Raw genomic sequence first — 20,161 nt, 5'->3', positions numbered from 1 at the left:
TTTATACCCCTAGGATTTCACCCTGATGCTTTTGCATTTGTTCAGAGAACTTCTGAGAATAACAGTCAAACCAACGTTCCCAATAATCTTGTTTTTTTGTTAACTTCCCGACGACACGGTTATATTTAGCAAACCAGCTTTCCCAATAATCGTTTGTTTCTTTAACGCAACCATCACAGGTGGGGCAACCAGCTTTGCATTGAGGTACTGTGTGAATAGTACCAACACAGTCTGTGCATAGTTCAGAATCAATCCAGTGGCGTGAGCCTTCTACTTTAATTGCGCCGGTGGGGCATACAGACTCACAGAGATTGCAGGAAATACATTGGCTGGTAATCTTATAAGCCATGATTATTCTCCTTGCGAATGAGGGGAGTGGGGAGTGGTGAGTAGGGAGTGGGGAGTGGGTAGTGGTGAGTGGGGAGTGGTCAGGGAAAATTCCCTATTGCCTGTTCCCTACTCCCTATTCCCTATTCCCGATTCCCTAATTCTTTGACGTACTGTTCGTAAAACTCTAAAGCAACTTTCTCGATTACGTCGTAAGCTTCAACGGTCTGTATGCCAGCTGCGTGCAATTTTTCTTTGGGACAGTTGCCAATTTTAGAAACCAATACTGCTTTACAATCTGCAATTGTCTTCATGATATTCTCTGCGGTGGCGGCTTCACCGTATCCACCTTGACAATATTGATCAATTTTGCGGTGACTGATAAAGCGGACTTCGTGGCCGTCAACTTCGTAAACTTGGAATTCTTTGACATGGCCGAAGTGTTGGTTCACTAAGCCGCCGCCTTTGGTGGCGACTGCAACTAAGATTTTAGGATTGTTGGCTGTTTGCTGTGTGCCAGCTTTTGCCTTTTCTTTGGCTGCTTTAATTTCTTCTCTAAATTTCTCAATACCTTCGTGAACTTCTTGGCGCTTGCTGAAGTCGTACTCTGGTGTCATTTCCAAGAAATTTTCTTTGGTGAATTCTTGGCTGCGGTCTTCACCTAACAAACCAATGGCATCTGCACGACATTGACGGCAGTGGCGCATCATTTTCATGTTGCCGGCGCATTGGTCTTGAACGGTTTTGAGTTCTGTTTGTGTGGGGCCGCGTTGACCTGTTAAGCCGAAGTGTGTGCCGTGTTCTGGTGCAGAAATCAAAGGCATGATGTTGTGCAGGAATGCACCATGTTCACGAATGGCTTTGTTGACTTCTACTAAGTGTTGGTCGTTGATTCCGGGAATCATCACGGAATTGACTTTGCACAGAATGTCGGCTTCTCTGAGAGCTTGTAAGCCTTCTAACTGCTTTTCGAGCAGGATTCTAGCTCCTTCAATGCCTCTGTAACGCTTGCGCTTATAGTGAACCCAAGAGTAAATCTGTGCGCCGATTTCTGGGTCGATGGTATTTAGGGTGATAGTAACGTGATCTATATTTAGTTGTTTAATGCGATCGATGTATTCAGTTAACATCAAACCGTTGGTTGATAAGCACAGTTTGATATCTGGTGCTTTGTCTGCAACCAACTCAAAGGTGCGGAAGGTTTTTTCGGGGTTGGCGAGGGGGTCGCCAGGGCCAGCAATTCCTAAAACTGTCATTTGAGGAATTTTGCCAGCAATTACTAATGCTTTGTGGGCTGCTTCTTCGGGTGTGAGTAATTCGCTGACTACACCAGGACGGCTTTCGTTGGCGCAGTCATATTTGCGGTTGCAATAGTTGCATTGAATGTTGCAAGCAGGTGCAACTGCAACGTGCATTCTGGCGTAATGGTGGTGAGCTTCTTCGCTGTAGCAGGGATGTTTAGCAATACGCTCTTGGAGCTTTTCGTCCATTTCCACGGTGGCGCTGCTTTTGCTGTCGCATCCGCAACCACCAGATTTTGCTTGGGTTGGTGTCGATTCAGTAACGGAGGAGCCTGTAACCTGTGGTGTCATTGAATTTCGCAAATGTCGGTGGACTAAGCTGCCACTGTGGGAGATGCAGTTGCTATTTGATTTGCCTTAGTAGAATGGAAGTCACGACTCTCACACTGCCCGCAGGAGTGCATCCTTTGGTTGTAGCAAAGCGACTTGGTGGGCAACTTTGCTGATGATGGCAGGCTATGAATCCTTGTGTTCCGGCTGGTGTGTGTCAACTTTTCGGTTTTGGGTAGAGTTGGTGTGGAAAGCCGTGACTTCAATTCACCGAGGCATGGTGCTATCTCATCCCTCCACTCACTTTTGGCTCTCTGTTTTGCTTTGAGCTTTAAGTGATTGGCGATATATGATTTATAGCAGCCGTTGTTGAGCAGGGCTGGTGGTTATTTTTGGATAGAATTTATTGGATTTATTAGATTTGTACTCAAATCTGGAAACCTTGATATTGAGCTATCAAAAAATTTATATATTTTATTTTTGGGTAGGGGTTCTAGTATTTTTAGGTCAGGGTTCTTGTATTTTTAGAGTGGGGTTTAGGATTTCTTTGTACTCAGCTATAACCCAATCTCAGCAAAGTTTTGAGGCAATTTGCTGCTGATTTCGGGATACAAAAAGTTGTACTCAACTGTCCCTTAAATCCTGCTCAAAACCGCGACGGGTAAAGGATTTAGGGGGAAAAACTGGAGTAGATTTGTTGGTACTACTCCAGATACGTGCGAAATTCAATTCTGTATACAACATATCATTTTTTTTTAGAGAAAAATGTAATTCATATTTTCTTAAGTTTTATCAGTTTAATGAAATTAAATCGCACTGAAAAGTATGATATTGTTGGGTTTTGCGGTTCTTGTCCGAGTCAAAATTAATGAATATCAGTTGCAAAAATTAATTTTTTTATATAAAAAGTAAAATATTTTGATATGCAAATAGAAGCATATTTAACAGATAGCATAAAAAGTTAATTACGGCACAAACTGGGGGCGATCGCTACAAATTCCCACACATCACCAGAACTTACGCACAAAGATTATCTGTGGAGATTGGGTGTAAGGGTGAAAGGGTTTGGGGGGTAAGGATTTTGAATCAGTACACCCTTATACCCCTGAACCCCTACACCCTCGCCAAAACCCTTGATTTTTCGTTTTGATGCGTAAGTCCTAATCGCAATAGAGGCTAGTTTTCTACGCTTTCCAAAAAATCATGATAATATGGTTGTTTTATTTTTACCTTTGTTTAAGGTAATACATTTATCTACGTAATATTTCTGATATAAATTTATGCAGAAGAAAGCACTTATTTGTGGTGTTTCAGGTCAAGATGGGGCTTATTTAGCAGAGTTACTCTTAAATCAGGGATACATTGTCTGTGGAACTTCACGAGACGCGCAGATGTCCTCGTTTAGTAATTTAGTGCGTTTGGGTATCCGTGATCAAATTAAATTGGCTTCGGTGGCGTTGACTGATTTTCGTAGTGTTTTGCAGGTTTTGACAAAAATTCAGCCTGATGAAGTTTATAACTTAGCGGGACAAAGTTCTGTGGGTTTGTCTTTTGAACAACCAGTGGAAACGTTAGAGAGTATTGCTACTGGGACTTTGAATTTATTAGAAGCGATTCGTTTTATTGGTGCGCCGATTAAACTTTATAATGCTGGTTCTAGTGAATGCTTTGGAAATACGGGTGAACAGCCAGCCGATGAAGATACACCATTTCGGCCGCGCAGTCCTTATGGTGTGGCTAAGGCTACGGCTTTTTGGGAAGTGGCTAATTACAGAGAAGCTTATGGTTTGTTTGCTTGTTCTGGTATTTTATACAACCATGAGTCACCGTTAAGACCAGAAAGATTTGTCACGCAGAAAATTATTTCTGCGGCTTGTCGTATTGCTAAAGGCGAGCAGAATCACCTTTATTTAGGTAATATATCTGTTCAACGTGACTGGGGTTGGGCTCCTGAGTATGTTGAGGCGATGTATTTAATGTTGCAACAAGATGAGCCAGATGATTATGTAATTGCAACTGGCGAAACATCAAAACTAGAAGATTTTGTTGCAGAGGCTTTTGCTTGTTTAGGGTTAGATTGGCAGGAATATGTGACTACTGATGGTAGTTTATTAAGACCTACAGATATTGTAATTGGCAGAGGCAACCCAGCCAGGGCTAAAGAAAAGTTAGGATGGCAAGCACAATACACAATGAAAGATGTAGTGCGAATGATGATAGAAGATAAGCAAAAAGATTATTTGTAATTTCAAGTTGCAATGTCTCAATTTTGTAGAGATGTTGTATGCAATGTCTCTACAACGATTCATTATACTGGTGCTGATGCGATCGCCCTTGAAAAATCCCTAGTACAACAAGGCAAAAGGAAAAAGGCAAAAGGAAAAAGAAAGAATAACGATACTACAAGCCTTGTAGCAATTTCTTATAGTCTGTTTATTTACGCCGACCTGTACTAGTCATCTTGCTGCTCACCAATATCCATCATCTCTCCCTTGTCCCCCTTGTCTCCCTTCCCTTGTCTACCTTGTCTACCTTGTCCCCCTTCCCTTGTCCATATAACGGGACGGGGTTAAATCATCCTAAACTCGGAAATGGCGGCTGAGGCTGGTGTATATACTCGTAATTAAAATCTCTGCGGATGCGGGTATTATGCTTGATTGGTTAGTTATCTGGGGAGTTGCTCAAGGTGCGGGTTTGATTGTTAAACCAATTTTAGAAGACTTAGCCAAAGATGCGGCAAAAGATTGGGCTAAGGATATATTAAAAGGCATTCCTGGGAAGGTTTTTGAGAAACTGAAGAAGGAAGATATTGATATTGCTGCGGGTAAGGCGTTGAAAGAGTTTTTACAATTGATGCAGCAGCAGTTAAAGGTGCGGTGTAAACTGCCGGAAGGTGAAATTAAAGAATATACCGGAGATATTAAGAAATTTATTAGTGATAAATCTGTCAAAGAAATTCTTGGTAAAGCTTTTGATATTAGCTGCGAAGATTTAAACTCTCGAATTTTAGAAGATAGTTGGCAAAGGCTACAACTCAAAGCTTTACCAGCTAAATTTAACTGGGAATTATTAACTGAACAGTATTTTATACAAGTCCAAGAATTGCTTGAAAAATCGAAAGAGTTACATTCTATTTTAGAATTACAAAAATTATCGAGTATTGAAACTCATACTAAAGAGATTGCTGGTGTTGTTGCCGATTTTGATTTAAATAAATATCAAGAAGCCATCCGAGAATGCTACGGTAATTTGAAGTTAGATAGTTTAGATACAACAGGTTACGCCTATAACGAACTGAAGTTATGGCGCATGTTTATTGCTCAAAATGTGCGGGAGGTGCATCAAGTTTTACCGCAAGTACATGAACTGCCAAAAGAACATTTAAAACGACTGCGGGAAAGTGACCAACTTGAGGCGGAAATTGCAGCCGAAGAATTAGAAAATCACAAACGGGTTTATTTAGAGCAACCAATACGTTCTGTATTAGATGTTGTGAATGAAAAACAGACTTATAAATATATTGTGGTTTTGGGTGATCCTGGTTCGGGTAAGTCTACATTATTGCAGTATTTAGCTTTGAATTGGGCAAATTCACCACTAGATAATGTTATTTTATTACCCATTCCGTTACTGATTGAGTTACGCACTTATATGCGGCGGCGTGAAGATCAAGAATGTCATAACTTTCTTGAATTTTTTCATAAATGTAGCGGTGTAATGACTCATCTAAATCAACATCAACTGCATGAACAGCTAAAAGCTGGTAACGCTGTGGTGATGTTTGATGGTTTAGATGAAGTATTTGACCCTGGTAAGCGGGAAGATGTGATTACTGATATTCATCGATTTACTAATGACTATCCTAATGTGCAGGTAATTGTCACTTCTCGCGTAATTGGTTATAAACCGCAAAGATTACGCGATGCAGAGTTTCGTCACTTTATGCTGCAAGATTTAGACTCAGAACAAATTCAAGAATTTATTCACCGTTGGCATGAGTTAACTTTTAGTGATGAAGCAGATAAACTGAGAAAACGGGAAAGATTACACAGAGGAATTGAAGCTTCTAAAGCTATTACTGAACTAGCGGGAAATCCTCTGCTGTTAACGATGATGGCAATTCTGAATCGGAATCAGGAATTACCTAGAGATAGAGCAACACTTTATGAGCAAGCATCGCGGGTATTACTGCATCAGTGGGATGTGGAACGTGCTTTAGTAGAAGATCATCGACTAGACAATAAAACCATTGATTATAAAGATAAACAGGCAATGTTACGTCAAGTTGCCTATAGTATGCAAACCAGTGATAAAGGTTTGGCAGGTAATTTGATTAGCGCCAGTCAATTAGAAAATATTTTGGCTACATATTTAAGAAATTTAGAAATTAATCAACCCAGACAAGCCGCAAGGGTAATGATTAATCAACTGCGGACTCGTAACTTTATGTTATGTTTCTTGGGGGCTGATTATTATGCCTTTGTACATCGAACTTTTTTAGAATATTTCTGTGCTTGGGAGTTTGTTTGGCAGTTTAAAGAAACGCAAACGCTGACTATTGAACAACTCAAGCAAGAAGTTTTTGGTAAACACTGGCATGATGAAACTTGGCATGAGGTTTTGCTGTTAATTGCTGGGATGATTGAGGCAAAATTTGTGGGAGAAGTAATTAAATATTTAATGGTACAAGATGGTGAAACAGAAAAGTTTCTCAATCTCTTTTTAGCAGCTAAATGCCTAGCAGAAGTAAGAAACCGTTCCACAATTGAATCAACAGCTAATAAGTTATTCAAAAAACTGGAAAGTTTAACTAAATATGACCTTTGGTACTATTACCAACCTTATGAAGATGAAGCTACGCTAGTTCGAGGAATTCGCACTCAAGCAGTTGTGGCGATCGCAACTACTTGGATAAAATCTCCTCAAACTCTCTCCTGGCTCAAAGACCGTGCCAACAATGATGATAATTGGGCTGTGCGACAAGCAGCAGTGCAAGAATTAGCCCGTGGTTACAAAGATGACCCCGACACTCTCTCCTGGCTCAAAGACCGTGCCAACAATGATGATAATTGGGCTGTGCGACAAGCAGCAGTGCAAGAATTAGCCCGTGGTTACAAAGATGACCCCGACACTCTCTCCTGGCTCAAAGACCGCGCCAACAATGATGATAATTGGGCTGTGCGACAAGCAGCAGTGCAAGAATTAGCCCGTGGTTACAAAGATGACCCTGACACTCTCACCATCCTCAAAGACCGCGCCAACAATGATGATGATAACGATGTGCGACAAGCAGCAGTGCAAGAATTAGCCCGTGGTTACAAAGATGACCCTGACACTCTCTCCTGGCTCAAAGACCGCGCCAATAATGATGATGATTCGCCTGTGCGATATGCAGCAGTGCAAGAATTAGCCCGTGGTTACAAAGATGACCCTGACACTCTCTCCTGGCTCAAAGACCGCGCCAACAATGATGATAATTGGGCTGTGCGACGAGCAGCAGTGCAAGAATTAGCCCGTGGTTACAAAGATGACCCTGACACTCTCACCATCCTCAAACACCGCGCCAATAATGATGATGATAACGATGTGCGACAAGCAGCAGTGCAAGAATTAGCCCGTGGTTACAAAGATGACCCTGACACTCTCACCATCCTCAAACACCGCGCCAATAATGATGATAATGGGGATGTGCGATATGCAGCAGTGCAAGAATTAGCCCGTGGTTACAAAGATGACCCTGACACTCTCTCCTGGCTCAAAGACCGCGCCACCAATGATGATAATTGGGATGTGCGACGAGCAGCAGTGCAAGAATTAGCCCGTGGTTACAAAGATGACCCTGACACTCTCACCATCCTCAAACACCGCGCCAATAATGATGATAATTGGGATGTGCGACGAGCAGCAGTGCAAGAATTGAGCAAATATTTCAAAAATCGACCTGAGCTGTTTGACATCTACTACAATTGCGCTGTCAATGACCCCTTTCAGCGAGAAGATAGTTTTGAAAGCAACCCGCGCCAAACTGCACTAGAGATAATTATCAAACAATTTCCCCAGTATCCCCAGATTTTACCACTATTGCGCGACAGAGCCGAAAATGACTCAGATGAGAAGGTGCGGGAGTACGCTGAGAAACAGTTGAAACGGTGGCAAGGGTGAACATAAACTGAGGTTATGCCCAAGAAAATTAGAGAACTCAAAAGCTTATTGCTAAAAGCTGGGTTTATATTATGTCTGCCACATTACTTACGATATGTCATTGCGAGTGCAGCGAAGTGGAGCGAAGCAATCGCCAAGACCCTGCGATTACTTCACTTCGCTATCGCTCCGTTCGTAATGACAAGCATTTAACCGGACATGATATTACTTATAAACCTGCAAAGGGTAGTCACAGTAAATGGATACATCCGCTATTGCTTCAAGCTATCATCATCGCTGGTAAAGATGGTAGCGATGCCAAAGCTTATTTAGAAAAACAAGTTAATGAAGCACTTGCAGAATTAGAGAAAATGGAAAAAGCGGAGGAGACAGAAGAATGAAATACACAATTATTATTCAATGGTCAGATGAAGACCTATGTTATGTAGTTTCGTTGCCTGAATTTACTAATGTCATGCAGCCTTGTACACACGGAGATACTTATGAGGAAGCTTTAAAAAATGCTCAGGAAGTTTTAGAAATGCTAATTGAATCAGCTTTGGAAGATGGTGAAACTTTGCCAGAGCCGCAAACTTTGGGCAAGTCTTTAAAGGTAGCATAATAAAATTAAACAGGTCATACCAATTCAATGTGAAGTAGCACATATCTCGATCCCCCTAAATCCCCCTTAAAAAGAGGGACTTGAAGAAAATTCCCCTCTTTTTAAGGCTACAGTGTATGCACAAGTCGAAAATTTGCTCGATGAAAACACATCCCGCCTTGAACTAAAGTTCCAGGCTCATAGCTAAAGTCCACTCAAGTGGACTGAAATGAACTTTTACTTGAGTTCTCTGAAGAGGACTTGCACTGTGAGACTCGGAATAGATTTACTCAACCCGGATGTGTGTACATCATAGGTGTAAACGGGATGGAACTTTGATTGAATCGTGATTTTTAGATTTGCCACTCATCACTCTGTTAAAAACCTACTTTTGTGAAACCACCCTTACCCCCTCAATTTTATACATCAATCCCAGTTGTGTATATTTTTATGACAATAAACTGGGCTGGTTAAGTATAAATGTGTTAGCTACATCGAAATATATAGCAGTAGCCAAATTAGTTTGGACATCGGTAAATTAAATTAAAGTCACAAATTTGTAACGCTGTAACCTATTATCTGTCTGCGGCGGAATAGTTTAAAAAAGCTAAACAAAGCATGAAGAATGGGAAAAGTCAAGATAAAGTAAAACACAGTATAGATTCGGATACGTAAATCACACATTTTTCAAAGAACCTTGACACCAGATGTATAATTAGCGCGTCTCCTCTTGGATCAAAAAATCACATTGAGGACTGGCCGCTTGCTGTTTTCTGTACCTGGGATTAGGAGCTTATGGGGCAACAACAAAAACAAGATAGTGCGATCGTCAACCTGGTATTATCGTTAGCTTTAGCTACATCTCCGATGGCAGCGACTTGGCTTGTGTCGGCACCAGTGTTGGCGCAATCGGCCACTGACACTCCCTCATTTTCACTGCCAAAAACAGTGGAGAATGGATCTACGGTGCGTGTTGATGGCTCTAGTACTTTGGCGCTGGTAAATCAAAACATGAAGGCCAGTTTTGAGAAACAGTTTGCTGGTACAAAGGTAGAAGTAGCCAACAACGGTACAGAAGCGGCGATTAAAGCTGTATTGGAAGGACAAGCCGATATTGCGTCCATTGGGCGTGGTTTAACTCCTGAAGAAAAAGCCCAAGGTTTAGAGCAAGTGCGGTTACACCGCGAAAAAATTGCCATTATTGTCGGTGAAGAAAATCCCTTTAAAGGCAGTTTGACTGATAGACAATTTGCCAGGATTTTCCGGGGTAAAAGCATTACTGATTGGTCACAGTTGGGCGGGCGAGCAGGTAAAATTCGGGTAATTGACCGTCCCGATAGTAGTGATACACGTCAAGCACTTAATAATTACCCAGTTTTTAAAGCCGCAAAATTCGCTACAGGAGATACGGCTACTAAATTAACGGAAGATAACACCGCCGAAATTGTCAAACAACTGGGTAAAGATGGTATTAGTTATGCCAGAGTGAATCAAATCAGTCAGTTACCTGGGGTGCGGGTACTGCAATTACATCAAGCTTTACCTAATGATCCGAAATATCCTTTTTCTCAACCTTTAGTTTACGTTTATAAAAAGAATCCTAACCCGGCTGTCGCAGGTTTTCTCGGCTTTGCTTTAGCAAAACCAGGAAAACAAGCAATAGAAACAGCGAGAATGGAAGAAGCAGAAGCGATCGCTCAGGGTGAATCTCCTAGCCTGCTGTTGGCTGTCAATGCCCAATCTACACCAGCCGCCACACCGCAAACTAGTACTGTGCCGTTTACCACACCAGCCGCGATCGCCACGACAGCCCCCACAGCAGCAGCCACAGGGGAACCGCAACCATTAGCTTCTACTGCCCCAGCCGCTATCGGTGAACAACCACAGCCTGCTAATGCTCCAGCCGCAACAGATGAACAGCAAACCCCTGCACCCGCCGCAAATAATCCCATCACTCAAGGACAAATACCACTGTGGTGGTTAGTCCTACCCATAGCGGTAATTGCAGGTTTGTTGTTGTGGATGATTAGAACCAGTCCCTCAAGTCCCCCAGAAGCAGAAGACACACCACCCCCAACCCCGCAACCACCTACACCAGATATTGCCGCAGCCACTGAACCAACAGTAATTAGCGAACCTCCAGAAGTTCCCCCCACTAATTGGGCTAACGGGAATGGGTATCACAATGGTGCGAAAGTTTTGGAAGGTACGATCGCAGCTTCCGCCACAGATGCGGCTTTAGCTGTGGGTACAGGGGCGGCGCTCGGTTCTCTGATTGTCAACAAAGACTCCAACAATCATCACAGCCCAGATAATCATGATGATCTCAGCATCTCACCTTGGGATATGGAAGCACCAGCCGCAGTTGTGAATACTGCCTATCCGCCGATTTTAGATAGGTCAACCACTGTCAATTCTGAATCATCCAGCATATCTGACGAGCCAGAAGCAACGGTCGAATCAACTCCAGAACCATTAGAAATTAGTCCGACGGAAACAGAAATCAATGCAACTATCGACTTGCCAGAATTTTCTGACAACTTGACGGATGACAATGATTGGGATTTTGACCTCACAGAAAATCTGCCCACAACAGACTCGCAACTAGACCCAGAAATCGAGAAATTGAATTTCGTCGCCGATGCCGCAGAACCTGAGCCAGAAGAAACAGAGGAGTTAATTGTGACTAATTCAGAAAGCTTACCAGGTGCAGGGATAGGCAGTTGGTCGGGGATAAATCCACCAGCCGCAACACCACAAACACCAGCCATTACCACAACGGAAATTTTAGCGATCGCTGATCCTTATAGTAAAGTGGTTCTCATCCCCAAAACCCATGATTTAGCCGAGGTGAGTTGGGAAATTTCCCCCACTGCCCAACAAATGCTGCAAAATGCGGGTCAATCCCAATTTGTTTTGCGGTTGTATGATGTCACCAATATTGATATGAGTTATCAGCAGCCCCACTTGGTGCAGCAATATGAATGTGATATCCACACCTCTGGCGGCTCGGTAGCGATTCCTGAAACTGAGCGTGATTATATAGCAGCCATTGGCTATGGCAACGTAGATGATCGCTGGGTGACATTAGCTCATTCTGATATTGCCCGGATTTTTGGTAGTCCTCATGTCACAAATCAAGCCGCCAATGTGGTGTTAGTTGATGAAACCAGCAGCGTGAGTTTGATACCGCGCACACACCAGTTAGCTGATGTTTCTTGGCACATTTCCGACACCAGCAAACAAATGTTGCAAAATGGCGGTATTTTCCAATTAGCGGTGCGGCTGTATGATGTCACCAATATTGATATGAGCTATCAGCAGCCACAATTGGTACAGCAATCGGAATTTGACTTTGCCACATCCGAAACCTCTGTGGGTATTCCCATAGCTGATCATGATTACATTGCAGAAATTGGCTATTCTATTGTTGGCGATCGCTGGGTGAGTATTACACGTTCTTCAATTGTCCGCGTCTTCAGCCCTCTGTTTACCGAAGATGCACATCCCGCAGTTAAAGAACAGTCATCTCCCTCACCCATCGACAACAGTAGTATTACCCTGACTCCACGCACTCCTAAATGGGCTTATGCAGCTTGGGAACTTTCCGAAACCCGCAAACAAATACTGCAAGATGCTGGCATTTTACAATTAGCACTGCGGCTTTATGATGCAACTGATTTGGATATGAGTTATCAGCCACCGCAATTAATTCAGCAGTATGAATGCGAAGAAATCACCCATGACCGCTATGTGGCAATTCCCACCAGCGATCGCGATTATCTCATCGAACTTGGCTATGCTACAGAAACCGAAGGTTGGGTGACAATTGCCCGTTCGTCTGCGGTTCGCATCTTCAGCCGTCCCCAACGCGATTTCTGGTTTGTCGCCGATGCCGAGTTAATTATTCACGGTGCAACTGAACCTAATGCCACTGTGAATATTGCCGGAAATCCTATCGCCCTCAAACCCGATGGCACATTTCACTTGCGTGTTCCCTTCTCCGAGAACTTGATTGACTACATCATGACGGCAGTGGCGGCTGATGGCGAAAAATCCAAGACAATTCACAAAAAGTTCTCCCAAGAACTGCCAGAAGCGTAGTTGTTGATTCCAGAAAATCAGGAACAGTCAATTATGTCTGTTCCTGATTCCGAGAAATATACTCTCAGAATAGACGGGATTGATCATCCATGATTTATTGATTGTGATGGGAGAATTTTGAAATATTTAATACTTAATACGGAACTTTCATCTTGAGGTAGATACTGTGGTGAAAACTATTGTTTAAAATTTCCTATGGAGAATGATTTTACTTTAGGAAATTGCTTTGATTAATCATCTGCACAACCGCTTTCGAGATTTCAAGAAAAGAAAAGTTGAACCAGGACAACTACAACAGCTTGTAGAAGAATTTTTTGCAGAATCTACCCCCAACACCACATATTTGATTTTAATTATTGGTTCTTGTGCGATCGCTACATTTGGTTTACTCTCTAACAGCACGGCTGTAATTATTGGAGCAATGATTATTGCCCCTTTAATGTTGCCAATTCGCGGTTTAGCTTTTGGCGCATTAGTGGGCAATGTCAACTTATTTCGTCAAGGTACAATAGCCGTTTTATGTGGCACATTATTAGCTCTTTTAATTTCCTACAGTATAGGTTTGCTAGTTAATTTACCTAATTTTGGCAGTGAAGTCCTATCTCGCTCTAAACCTACCTTACTAGATTTAGGAATTGCTGTGGCAGCAGGTGGTATTAGTGGTTACGCTAAGGTAAATTCAAAAATCTCGGCGAGTGTGGCAGGTACAGCAATAGCTGTGGCTCTGATGCCTCCAATTTGTGTTATCGGTTTAGGTCTAGCAAAATCTGACTGGGCGTTAAGTTTAGGCGCAACTTTACTTTACCTCACCAATCTTTTAGGCATTAGTCTTGCCTGTATGCTGACATTCTTCGTCACTGGCTATTCGCCTTTTCATCACGCCCGAAAAGTACTGTTATGGGCATTAGCTTTAACAGGGATTTTACTAATACCTTTAACCGTGAGCTTTAGCGAATTATTTAGACAAGCACAACTCGAAACTTCTTTGAAAAAAGCTTTATTAAATCGTACCGTAACTTTTCAGCGTTTGGAACTGCTAACAACTGATACTAATTGGCTTGCTAATCCGCCTGAAGTTCGCTTGAGTGTGCGTGCTAAAGAACCTGTAACATCTAAACAAGTGCATCTTTTAGAAGAATTTATTAAAAAAGAAATGGGTCAAGTATTCAGGTTGGTTTTTGAAGTCAGTCAAGTCACAGAAGTTAGGGGAGAAACGCCTAATTTGTATAATAAAATGCCAAAATTTAAAGAAGAATCCAGAAGTCAGAATTCAGGAGTCAGAATCAATTAGTGGCGGATCTAAATCTACCCCTAAATCCAAGATTTAATGGTAGTACTAAACCCACTGATTCATCCGCCGGCGATGTACTGAGCTTGCTGAAGTGTCGTACAGAATTCCTTCTGAATTCTGGCTCCTGATTCCTGAATGCTATTTCGATAAAACTTATTTTTCATCCTATTTATAGACTACAAAACCAACTACAGAAGGAGTTAATTAACCAAAGTTTTTCTTATTATTAGCATTGCTGATCATTAAGCAAGTGTCATGAATGCAGATATATCTGCCCTCTGGAACAAAATCCAGGGAATGATTAACGGATTTATTGTTTTGCTGCCGAATCTCGTGCTGGCATTGATTGTATTTACAATCTTCTTTTTTGTGGCTAGAGCCATTAAGAGACTAGTTAAACGCTTAACCCGCGATCGCCACCAAGCTCGAAATTTAGGACTAGTACTAGGACGGTTAGCCCAGGGTACAACACTGCTACTAGGGCTATTTATTGCTTTGTCAATTGTCATTCCGACATTCCGCGCCGGAGATTTAGTGCAACTGCTAGGGATTAGTGGTGTGGCAATTGGCTTTGCGTTTCGAGATATTCTGCAAAATTTTTTGGCAGGTATTCTGATTTTATTGACAGAGCCATTCCGCATTGATGACCAAATAGTTTTTAAAGATTTTGAAGGAACTGTAGAAAATATTGAAACACGAGCCACAACACTTAAAACTTATGATGGTCGCCGCATTGTAATTCCCAATTCAGAATTATTCACTAACTCAGTCACGGTGAACACTGCCTTTGAAAGTCGGCGGCTCCAGTATGATGTCGGTATTGGCTACGGTGATGATATTGACCAAGCCAAGGAGTTAATGCTTCAAGCCCTACATAGTGTGGCAGAAGTACTGCAAGACCCTGCACCCGATGTCCTTGTCATGGAACTTGCTGAAAGTACTGTCAATATCCGCGTTCGTTGGTGGGTAAAACCGCCGCGACGTGCAGATGACCTCGCCTCACGGGACAAGGTACTGTCAGCAATTAAGAAAACTTTAGTCGCAAACGGCATTGATTTACCCTTTCCCACACAACAAATTTTGTTTCACGACCAAACAGAAGAAACCGATGGGAACCGCTCTCGTCAGCGAGAAGGCTGGCCGGCTGGCAGAGGCGAAGTACCAAAACCGCGCCGCATCAGCGATTCACTTCAAATGCTTACTCAAATGCAGCCCCAGAGAAATGATCATAATAACGGCAAAGTTTAGTGGTAAATGTTCTCTTAAATTGGAATATCCTTATGACATTAGATTCGGCTACAGGCGAAGTTTTAATTGCAGAACAACTCAAGCAATTTCTTTTAGTACTTTCTGTCTCTTTAGGTGTAGCAACACTACCACAAATTTTTAGTTGGTTACGCCGCATTCCTTATACATTGCTACTCGTCATAGTCGGGTTAGGATTAGCATTTGTAAATGTGCGATTAGTCAGCCTTTCTCCAGCATTGATTTTGGTAATTTTCTTGCCACCATTGCTGTTTGAAGCTGCTTGGAATTTAAAATGGTCAGACTTAAAACGAGATTTATTACCTATTTGTTTGTATGCAGTGATTGGGGTAATAATTTCGATTGCTGGAGTCGCATTTGGTTTGAATCAATTTGCAGGAATTGAGTTGAGTATTGCGCTATTGGTGGGAGCTAGTCTATCAGCAACAGATCCAGTTTCAGTAACGGCTTTGTTTCGAGAACTGGGAGCAGGTAAACGCCTAAAAACCCTGATGGAAGGGGAAAGTTTATTTAATGATGGGATGGCGGTTGTAGCTTTTGGTTTATTGGTAGCTCTGCCACTGGGTGATACTAAACTAGATTTACAATCTGCTGTATTAGAATTTTTTCAGGTTGTAGGTATTGGGATTGGCGTTGGCGGATTAACGGGATTTGGTATTTCTTACCTCACACAACGTTTTGATTTACCATTAGTAGAACAGTCGCTCACTTTAGTTTCTGCCTACAGCACTTACTTAATTACAGAACATTTGGGTGGTTCTGGGGTAATTGGTGTAGTCACTACAGCTTTGATTTTAGGTAACTTTGGTTCGCGCATTGGGATGAATCCACGTACACGCATTATTGTCACAGAATTTTGGGAATTTTTGGCTTTTTTTGTGAATTCAATTGTCTTTTTGTTAATTGGTGATCAGGTTCACTTTCTCGTTTTAGGAGATAACCTCAAAACTATTGCAGTCACAATTGCTGCAATGACTTTAGCTAGAGCTGTATCTATTTATGTTTTGAGTAGTATTAGTAATTGGGTAGCTAAATCAGAAATTCCTTTAGCTGAACAAGCTGTGTTGACTTGGGGTGGACTTCGTGGTTCGGTTTCTATTGCCTTGGCTTTGAGTGTACCAGCTATACTGCCGCAAAGAGAAGAAATTATTGCCACAGTATTTGGCGTAGTTTTATTTACTTTATTAGTACAGGGTTTAACTACCCAAGCATTATTAGAAAAATTACAACTTTTAGGTTCGCAACCATTACGCCAACAATATATGGAAGCAATTGCGCGTCAAGTGGCCCTCCAGCGATCGCTAGAATATTTAGAGACAGCACAAAAGCGTCCTGGTATTAGCCTAGAGTTTTATCATTATCAAAAAACGCTACTCAAAGGAGAGATTAATTTCTTACAAGAAAAAATTGATAAATTGTTGGATGAATATCCAAATTTACAAGAGTTTACTGCTGAAGAACTGCGAGGAGAACTGTTAGCTATTGAAGCAGAAACCTACGCTGAGTTTGTGCGTGCAGGGAAGTTGAATAAAGAACTGTCACCTTTTTTGCAAACAAATCATAACAGTGATCATCAAGAACAGTGATTTTGGGTAACTTCCAAATAAATATGTTCTAAACGTACAGGCTGACGCGCGATCGCTTCAATATTTATCCCGGCGAATCGGTCAAGAATTTCTTTTAATTCCAGTGTTTCTGGTAGCCAAAAAGCCAACTCATTACCGTAATATTTAGGTGTAAAATTATATTCCTGGGCGCGGGCGATCGCTTGTTCCTTTTCAGCAGTTTGTAATACTAAAACTTCGGCGGCTGGAATTAATTTACGTAACTCGGTTAAACTGCCCTCAGCCAAAATTTGCCCATCTTTGAGAATCCCAATTTTATGACAAAGGCGCTCGGCTTCATCTAATAAATGCGTCGTCAATAAAATGGTAATTCCCTGATTACTCAACTGTCGAATTAACTCCCAAATCTCGTATCTTGATTCAATATCTAATCCGGTAGTTGGCTCATCCAAAATTAAAAACTTTGGTTGATGAACCAAAGCAACAGCAATATTCAATCGTCGTTGCATCCCACCACTGAGAGTTTCTACAGGATTTTTTGCCCTATCCCATAACCTTACCGCCGTCAGCGTTGTTTGTATTTGTTCCTGGCAAGTTCTTTTATCTAATCCATAAATATCAGCAAAAAACTTTAAATTTTCCTCACAAGTCAAAGTTTTATACAGTAAATTTTCTTGTGGTGCAACACCAATAATTTTTTTTGTCGCCTCTGAAATTGGCTGATGATTAATTGTAATATCACCACTATCAGCCTTGAGTAAATTACAAATAATATTAATCGTGGTTGTCTTACCAGCGCCATTCGCACCAAGTAAGCCATAAATTTCTCCTGCTGCTATGTGCAGGTTTAAACTTTGAATAACTTTTCTTTGAGAATAAGATTTATTTAGGTTTCTAATAGTTAGCATATTTTAAATTTTGGATTATGTAGTAAACCTAGTTAATGGTTAATATATTTGCTCAATGTCTCATAGCATCAAACATTACAGCATATTTCATCTGGATGAGGTAAATTTTTCTAGCCTCTAGCCTCTCTCCCCTTGAAAGGTGTACTGCACAAACTTAAAAACGCTATATGTTCTCATTGATTTACAATTTGGAACAACAGCAGAACAGATTCGGTCAGAGAAAATCAGTATGACACTTGCGCTAGGGATGATTGAAGTTTATGGAGTTCCCGCCGCCGTAGAAGCGGCAGATGCTATGTGTAAAGCTGCTTGTATTACTTTTGTTGGTTACGAAAATACTGATTTAGGCAGAATAACCGTACTGATTCGGGGAGAAGTTGGGGAAGTTAACGTTGCAGTCGTCTCAGGACTAGCCGCAATATCTCGCGTCAATGGTGGTGAGGTGCTTTCTTTTCATATTATTCCTCGTCCTCACGACAATCTCGAATACGTTTTACCTATTCATCTTTCAGCAAATATAGAAAATTTCAATGCAGATATTCGGTTTCCTCCACCCTTGTCAGCGTAAACGTGCTAACAATCACAACCAACTACTTTTCACACAACCGCAAAAAAATAAAATATATTAAGATTATTTAAGTAAGATAATTACTTACTTAGCGACAAAACCAAAAAACGCCCGATAGCACCGTGAATTAAAACCATAACAAAATTCAGATGTATTGATATGAATTTAACATCAGCAGTTAAGAAAGGTAGGATTAATTCTGCGTTTAAGCAACTCATGTCTGTACATTGGATCATGTCTGCCTGTTATTTAGTTTTATTTATAACTGGTTCAGGTATGGCGCGTTTATCCCGTGGAACTTTATTCAGATCAGAACTATATGATTTTCATAAATCAATCGGAGCTTTGGTAGTAGCTTTGCTAACTTGGCGGATTTTAGTGTTGTTGCAGGTATGGTGGCGAAAATACACTAAAAATTTGCCAAGATTTACGCCTGAATGGACACGTAAATTTATACTCCATACTCTGCTTTATCTCTTGATGTTTGCAGTTCCAGTTAGTGGGTTCTTTTTTTCCAACTCTTATAAAAGTAACAATGTCAATTTTTTTTTGTTGACTTTACCAGATTTTTTCCCACAAAACTCTAGTTTAGTAGACTTAGGTCGAAGCGTTCATTTTTGGATAGCCTATACATTTTTAGCTTTGATTCTTCTGCACATACTACAACAATGGAAAGTTGTCAAAGCAAACTGGCGGAGGTTTAAAGGCTTTTTGATGACGAGAAAACTGAATAAAATTCCTAATTAGAAATGAGCTATAGCCTTTCCTAGTCTGCTGAGGTACAAATTTATCTGCGTTCATCTGCGGTTAATTATTCTTGCTTGTACTTCACTAGAATAAGAAACACTATAACAATACTGGACTTACGCAACTAGTACAATCGCAGGTGCATCTGCCGCTTCTACGGCGGCAGATGCTATATGTAAGCTTAAATGTGCTAATAATCACAACCAGTTACTTTTCAAACAACCTCCAAAAAAAATAAAATATCAATTTCAGTCAAGGAATATATCAGTTTGTATATATTAGTTACAAAAACATTGGTTATTTACTGATTTTGGGATTAATAGAGCCATCAACCTTGTTGCTTCTACTGAATTATGCAGTATCCTTTGGAACTTACATTTAAATTTTGGGCATTAGCACCACAAATTTCTATTGTTAACGCTCAGGGTAATTTAGTTTTCTACGTTAAACAGAAACTTTTTAAGCTCAAAGAAGCGATAACAATTTTTGCTGATGCTGAACAAACTAACCCTCAATACTACATCAAAGCCGATCGCATTATTGATTTCTCGGCTCGTTATGAATTTAGCGACACTAACGGTACAAATATCGGTGCGGTCAAACGTCGCGGTTTAAAATCTATTTGGCGGGCGCGGTATGACATTTTTGATGGCGAAAATACTTATTTAACTATCCAAGAAAAAAATCCTTGGGTGAAGGTTGCGGATGCTTTATTTGCCGAAATTCCCGTTGTGGGTATGTTTACTGGTTTTGTGTTCAACCCTGTCTATTTGGTGAGTCGGGCGGATGGTACGGTGGTGATGCGGTTGGAGAAAATTCCGACTTTCTTGTCGCGGAAATTTATTATTAAAGCTGTTGATCAAATTAGCGATCGCGAAGAACAACAGATTTTGTTAAGTTTAATTATGATGCTGCTATTAGAGAAAAATCGTGGCTAATTTCTCCAGGCAAAATATTTTATAGGACTGACGCATAAAAACTAAAAATCAATGATTGGGGAGAGGGTGTGTGTATCTAAAACCCTCACACCCCATACCCTTTCACCCAGTCTTCACAGAAAATCTTTATACGT

At 41.2% G+C, this 20,161-nt stretch carries 14 protein-coding genes; 11 read left to right on the top strand and 3 right to left on the bottom strand.

What is annotated here, in order from left to right; genetic code table 11:
- Position 1: 1 nt before the first annotated feature.
- Positions 2 to 349, bottom strand: coding sequence for a DUF362 domain-containing protein (locus tag H6G77_RS14075; RefSeq protein ID WP_190589867.1), 348 nt, complete (start codon positions 347 to 349; stop codon positions 2 to 4).
- Between the two features lie 121 nt (positions 350 to 470).
- Positions 471 to 1,919, bottom strand: coding sequence for a nitrogenase cofactor biosynthesis protein NifB (nifB, locus tag H6G77_RS14070; RefSeq protein WP_190871876.1), 1,449 nt, complete (start codon positions 1,917 to 1,919; stop codon positions 471 to 473).
- Between the two features lie 1,259 nt (positions 1,920 to 3,178).
- On the opposite strand from nifB, the gene H6G77_RS14065 reads away from it, so the two are divergent.
- The 8 genes from H6G77_RS14065 (at position 3,179) to H6G77_RS14030 (ending at position 16,887) form a co-directional block, all read left to right on the top strand.
- Positions 3,179 to 4,144, top strand: coding sequence for a GDP-mannose 4,6-dehydratase (locus H6G77_RS14065; RefSeq protein WP_190871875.1), 966 nt, complete (start codon positions 3,179 to 3,181; stop codon positions 4,142 to 4,144).
- Between the two features lie 403 nt (positions 4,145 to 4,547).
- Positions 4,548 to 8,060, top strand: a complete 3,513-nt coding sequence (locus H6G77_RS14060) for an NACHT domain-containing NTPase (protein WP_190871963.1) — start codon at positions 4,548 to 4,550, stop codon at positions 8,058 to 8,060.
- Positions 8,061 to 8,263: 203 nt separating this feature from the next.
- A complete protein-coding gene (locus H6G77_RS14055) occupies positions 8,264 to 8,440 on the top strand; it encodes a type II toxin-antitoxin system HicA family toxin (protein ID WP_190871962.1) in 177 nt (58 codons plus the stop codon).
- Positions 8,437 to 8,661 carry a type II toxin-antitoxin system HicB family antitoxin gene (locus tag H6G77_RS14050; protein ID WP_190871874.1) on the top strand — a complete coding sequence of 75 codons (225 nt, stop codon included), beginning with the start codon at positions 8,437 to 8,439 and terminating at the stop codon, positions 8,659 to 8,661. The genes H6G77_RS14055 and H6G77_RS14050 overlap by 4 nt, the downstream gene beginning before the upstream one ends.
- A 774-nt stretch (positions 8,662 to 9,435) precedes the next feature.
- Positions 9,436 to 12,744, top strand: a complete 3,309-nt coding sequence (locus H6G77_RS14045; RefSeq protein ID WP_190871873.1) for a DUF4912 domain-containing protein — start codon at positions 9,436 to 9,438, stop codon at positions 12,742 to 12,744.
- 226 nt (positions 12,745 to 12,970) lie between these two features.
- Positions 12,971 to 14,035, top strand: coding sequence for a TIGR00341 family protein (locus H6G77_RS14040; RefSeq protein ID WP_190871872.1), 1,065 nt, complete (start codon positions 12,971 to 12,973; stop codon positions 14,033 to 14,035).
- A 255-nt stretch (positions 14,036 to 14,290) separates the two neighbouring features.
- Entirely contained in the window at positions 14,291 to 15,283 is a 993-nt protein-coding gene (locus tag H6G77_RS14035) for a mechanosensitive ion channel family protein (protein ID WP_190871871.1), read from the top strand.
- Positions 15,284 to 15,315: 32 nt separating this feature from the next.
- A complete protein-coding gene (locus H6G77_RS14030) occupies positions 15,316 to 16,887 on the top strand; it encodes a sodium:proton antiporter (RefSeq protein WP_190871870.1) in 1,572 nt (523 codons plus the stop codon).
- Here the strand turns inward: H6G77_RS14030 and H6G77_RS14025 are convergent.
- Complete coding sequence (locus H6G77_RS14025) at positions 16,875 to 17,774, bottom strand: ABC transporter ATP-binding protein (protein WP_190589876.1); 900 nt, start codon at positions 17,772 to 17,774, stop codon at positions 16,875 to 16,877. The two genes, H6G77_RS14030 and H6G77_RS14025, sit on opposite strands and share 13 nt — an antisense overlap.
- Positions 17,775 to 18,003: 229 nt before the next feature.
- Here H6G77_RS14025 and H6G77_RS14020 point away from each other — a divergent pair, with 229 nt between their 5' ends.
- The 3 genes from H6G77_RS14020 to H6G77_RS14010 all read left to right on the top strand — a co-directional run bounded on the left by H6G77_RS14020 (position 18,004) and on the right by H6G77_RS14010 (position 20,027).
- Positions 18,004 to 18,342, top strand: coding sequence for a carbon dioxide-concentrating mechanism protein CcmK (locus tag H6G77_RS14020; RefSeq protein WP_190589877.1), 339 nt, complete (start codon positions 18,004 to 18,006; stop codon positions 18,340 to 18,342).
- 159 nt (positions 18,343 to 18,501) lie between these two features.
- Positions 18,502 to 19,089 (top strand): cytochrome b, encoded by a 588-nt coding sequence (locus tag H6G77_RS14015; protein WP_190871869.1) that lies wholly within the window; start codon positions 18,502 to 18,504, stop codon positions 19,087 to 19,089.
- Positions 19,090 to 19,442: 353 nt separating this feature from the next.
- A complete protein-coding gene (locus H6G77_RS14010; protein ID WP_190589879.1) occupies positions 19,443 to 20,027 on the top strand; it encodes a hypothetical protein in 585 nt (194 codons plus the stop codon).
- Positions 20,028 to 20,161: the final 134 nt, after the last annotated feature.

The organism is Aulosira sp. FACHB-615 (assembly GCF_014698045.1).
Lineage (GTDB): Bacteria > Cyanobacteriota > Cyanobacteriia > Cyanobacteriales > Nostocaceae > Nostoc_B.
Note: the sequence above shows the minus strand (reverse complement) of the source record. Positions and strands in the feature narration are given on the sequence as shown.

Excerpts from the sequence above, each read along its gene's own strand:
- H6G77_RS14075 (WP_190589867.1), bottom strand. The coding sequence starts at position 349 with ATGGCTTATAAGATTACCAGCCAATGTATTTCCTGCAATCTCTGTGAG.
- nifB (WP_190871876.1), bottom strand. The coding sequence starts at position 1,919 with ATGACACCACAGGTTACAGGCTCCTCCGTTACTGAATCGACACCAACC.
- H6G77_RS14065 (WP_190871875.1), top strand. The coding sequence starts at position 3,179 with ATGCAGAAGAAAGCACTTATTTGTGGTGTTTCAGGTCAAGATGGGGCT.
- H6G77_RS14060 (WP_190871963.1), top strand. The coding sequence starts at position 4,548 with ATGCTTGATTGGTTAGTTATCTGGGGAGTTGCTCAAGGTGCGGGTTTG.
- H6G77_RS14050 (WP_190871874.1), top strand. The coding sequence starts at position 8,437 with ATGAAATACACAATTATTATTCAATGGTCAGATGAAGACCTATGTTAT.
- H6G77_RS14045 (WP_190871873.1), top strand. The coding sequence starts at position 9,436 with ATGGGGCAACAACAAAAACAAGATAGTGCGATCGTCAACCTGGTATTA.
- H6G77_RS14035 (WP_190871871.1), top strand. The coding sequence starts at position 14,291 with ATGAATGCAGATATATCTGCCCTCTGGAACAAAATCCAGGGAATGATT.
- H6G77_RS14030 (WP_190871870.1), top strand. The coding sequence starts at position 15,316 with ATGACATTAGATTCGGCTACAGGCGAAGTTTTAATTGCAGAACAACTC.
- H6G77_RS14025 (WP_190589876.1), bottom strand. The coding sequence starts at position 17,774 with ATGCTAACTATTAGAAACCTAAATAAATCTTATTCTCAAAGAAAAGTT.
- H6G77_RS14020 (WP_190589877.1), top strand. The coding sequence starts at position 18,004 with ATGACACTTGCGCTAGGGATGATTGAAGTTTATGGAGTTCCCGCCGCC.
- H6G77_RS14015 (WP_190871869.1), top strand. The coding sequence starts at position 18,502 with ATGAATTTAACATCAGCAGTTAAGAAAGGTAGGATTAATTCTGCGTTT.
- H6G77_RS14010 (WP_190589879.1), top strand. The coding sequence starts at position 19,443 with ATGCAGTATCCTTTGGAACTTACATTTAAATTTTGGGCATTAGCACCA.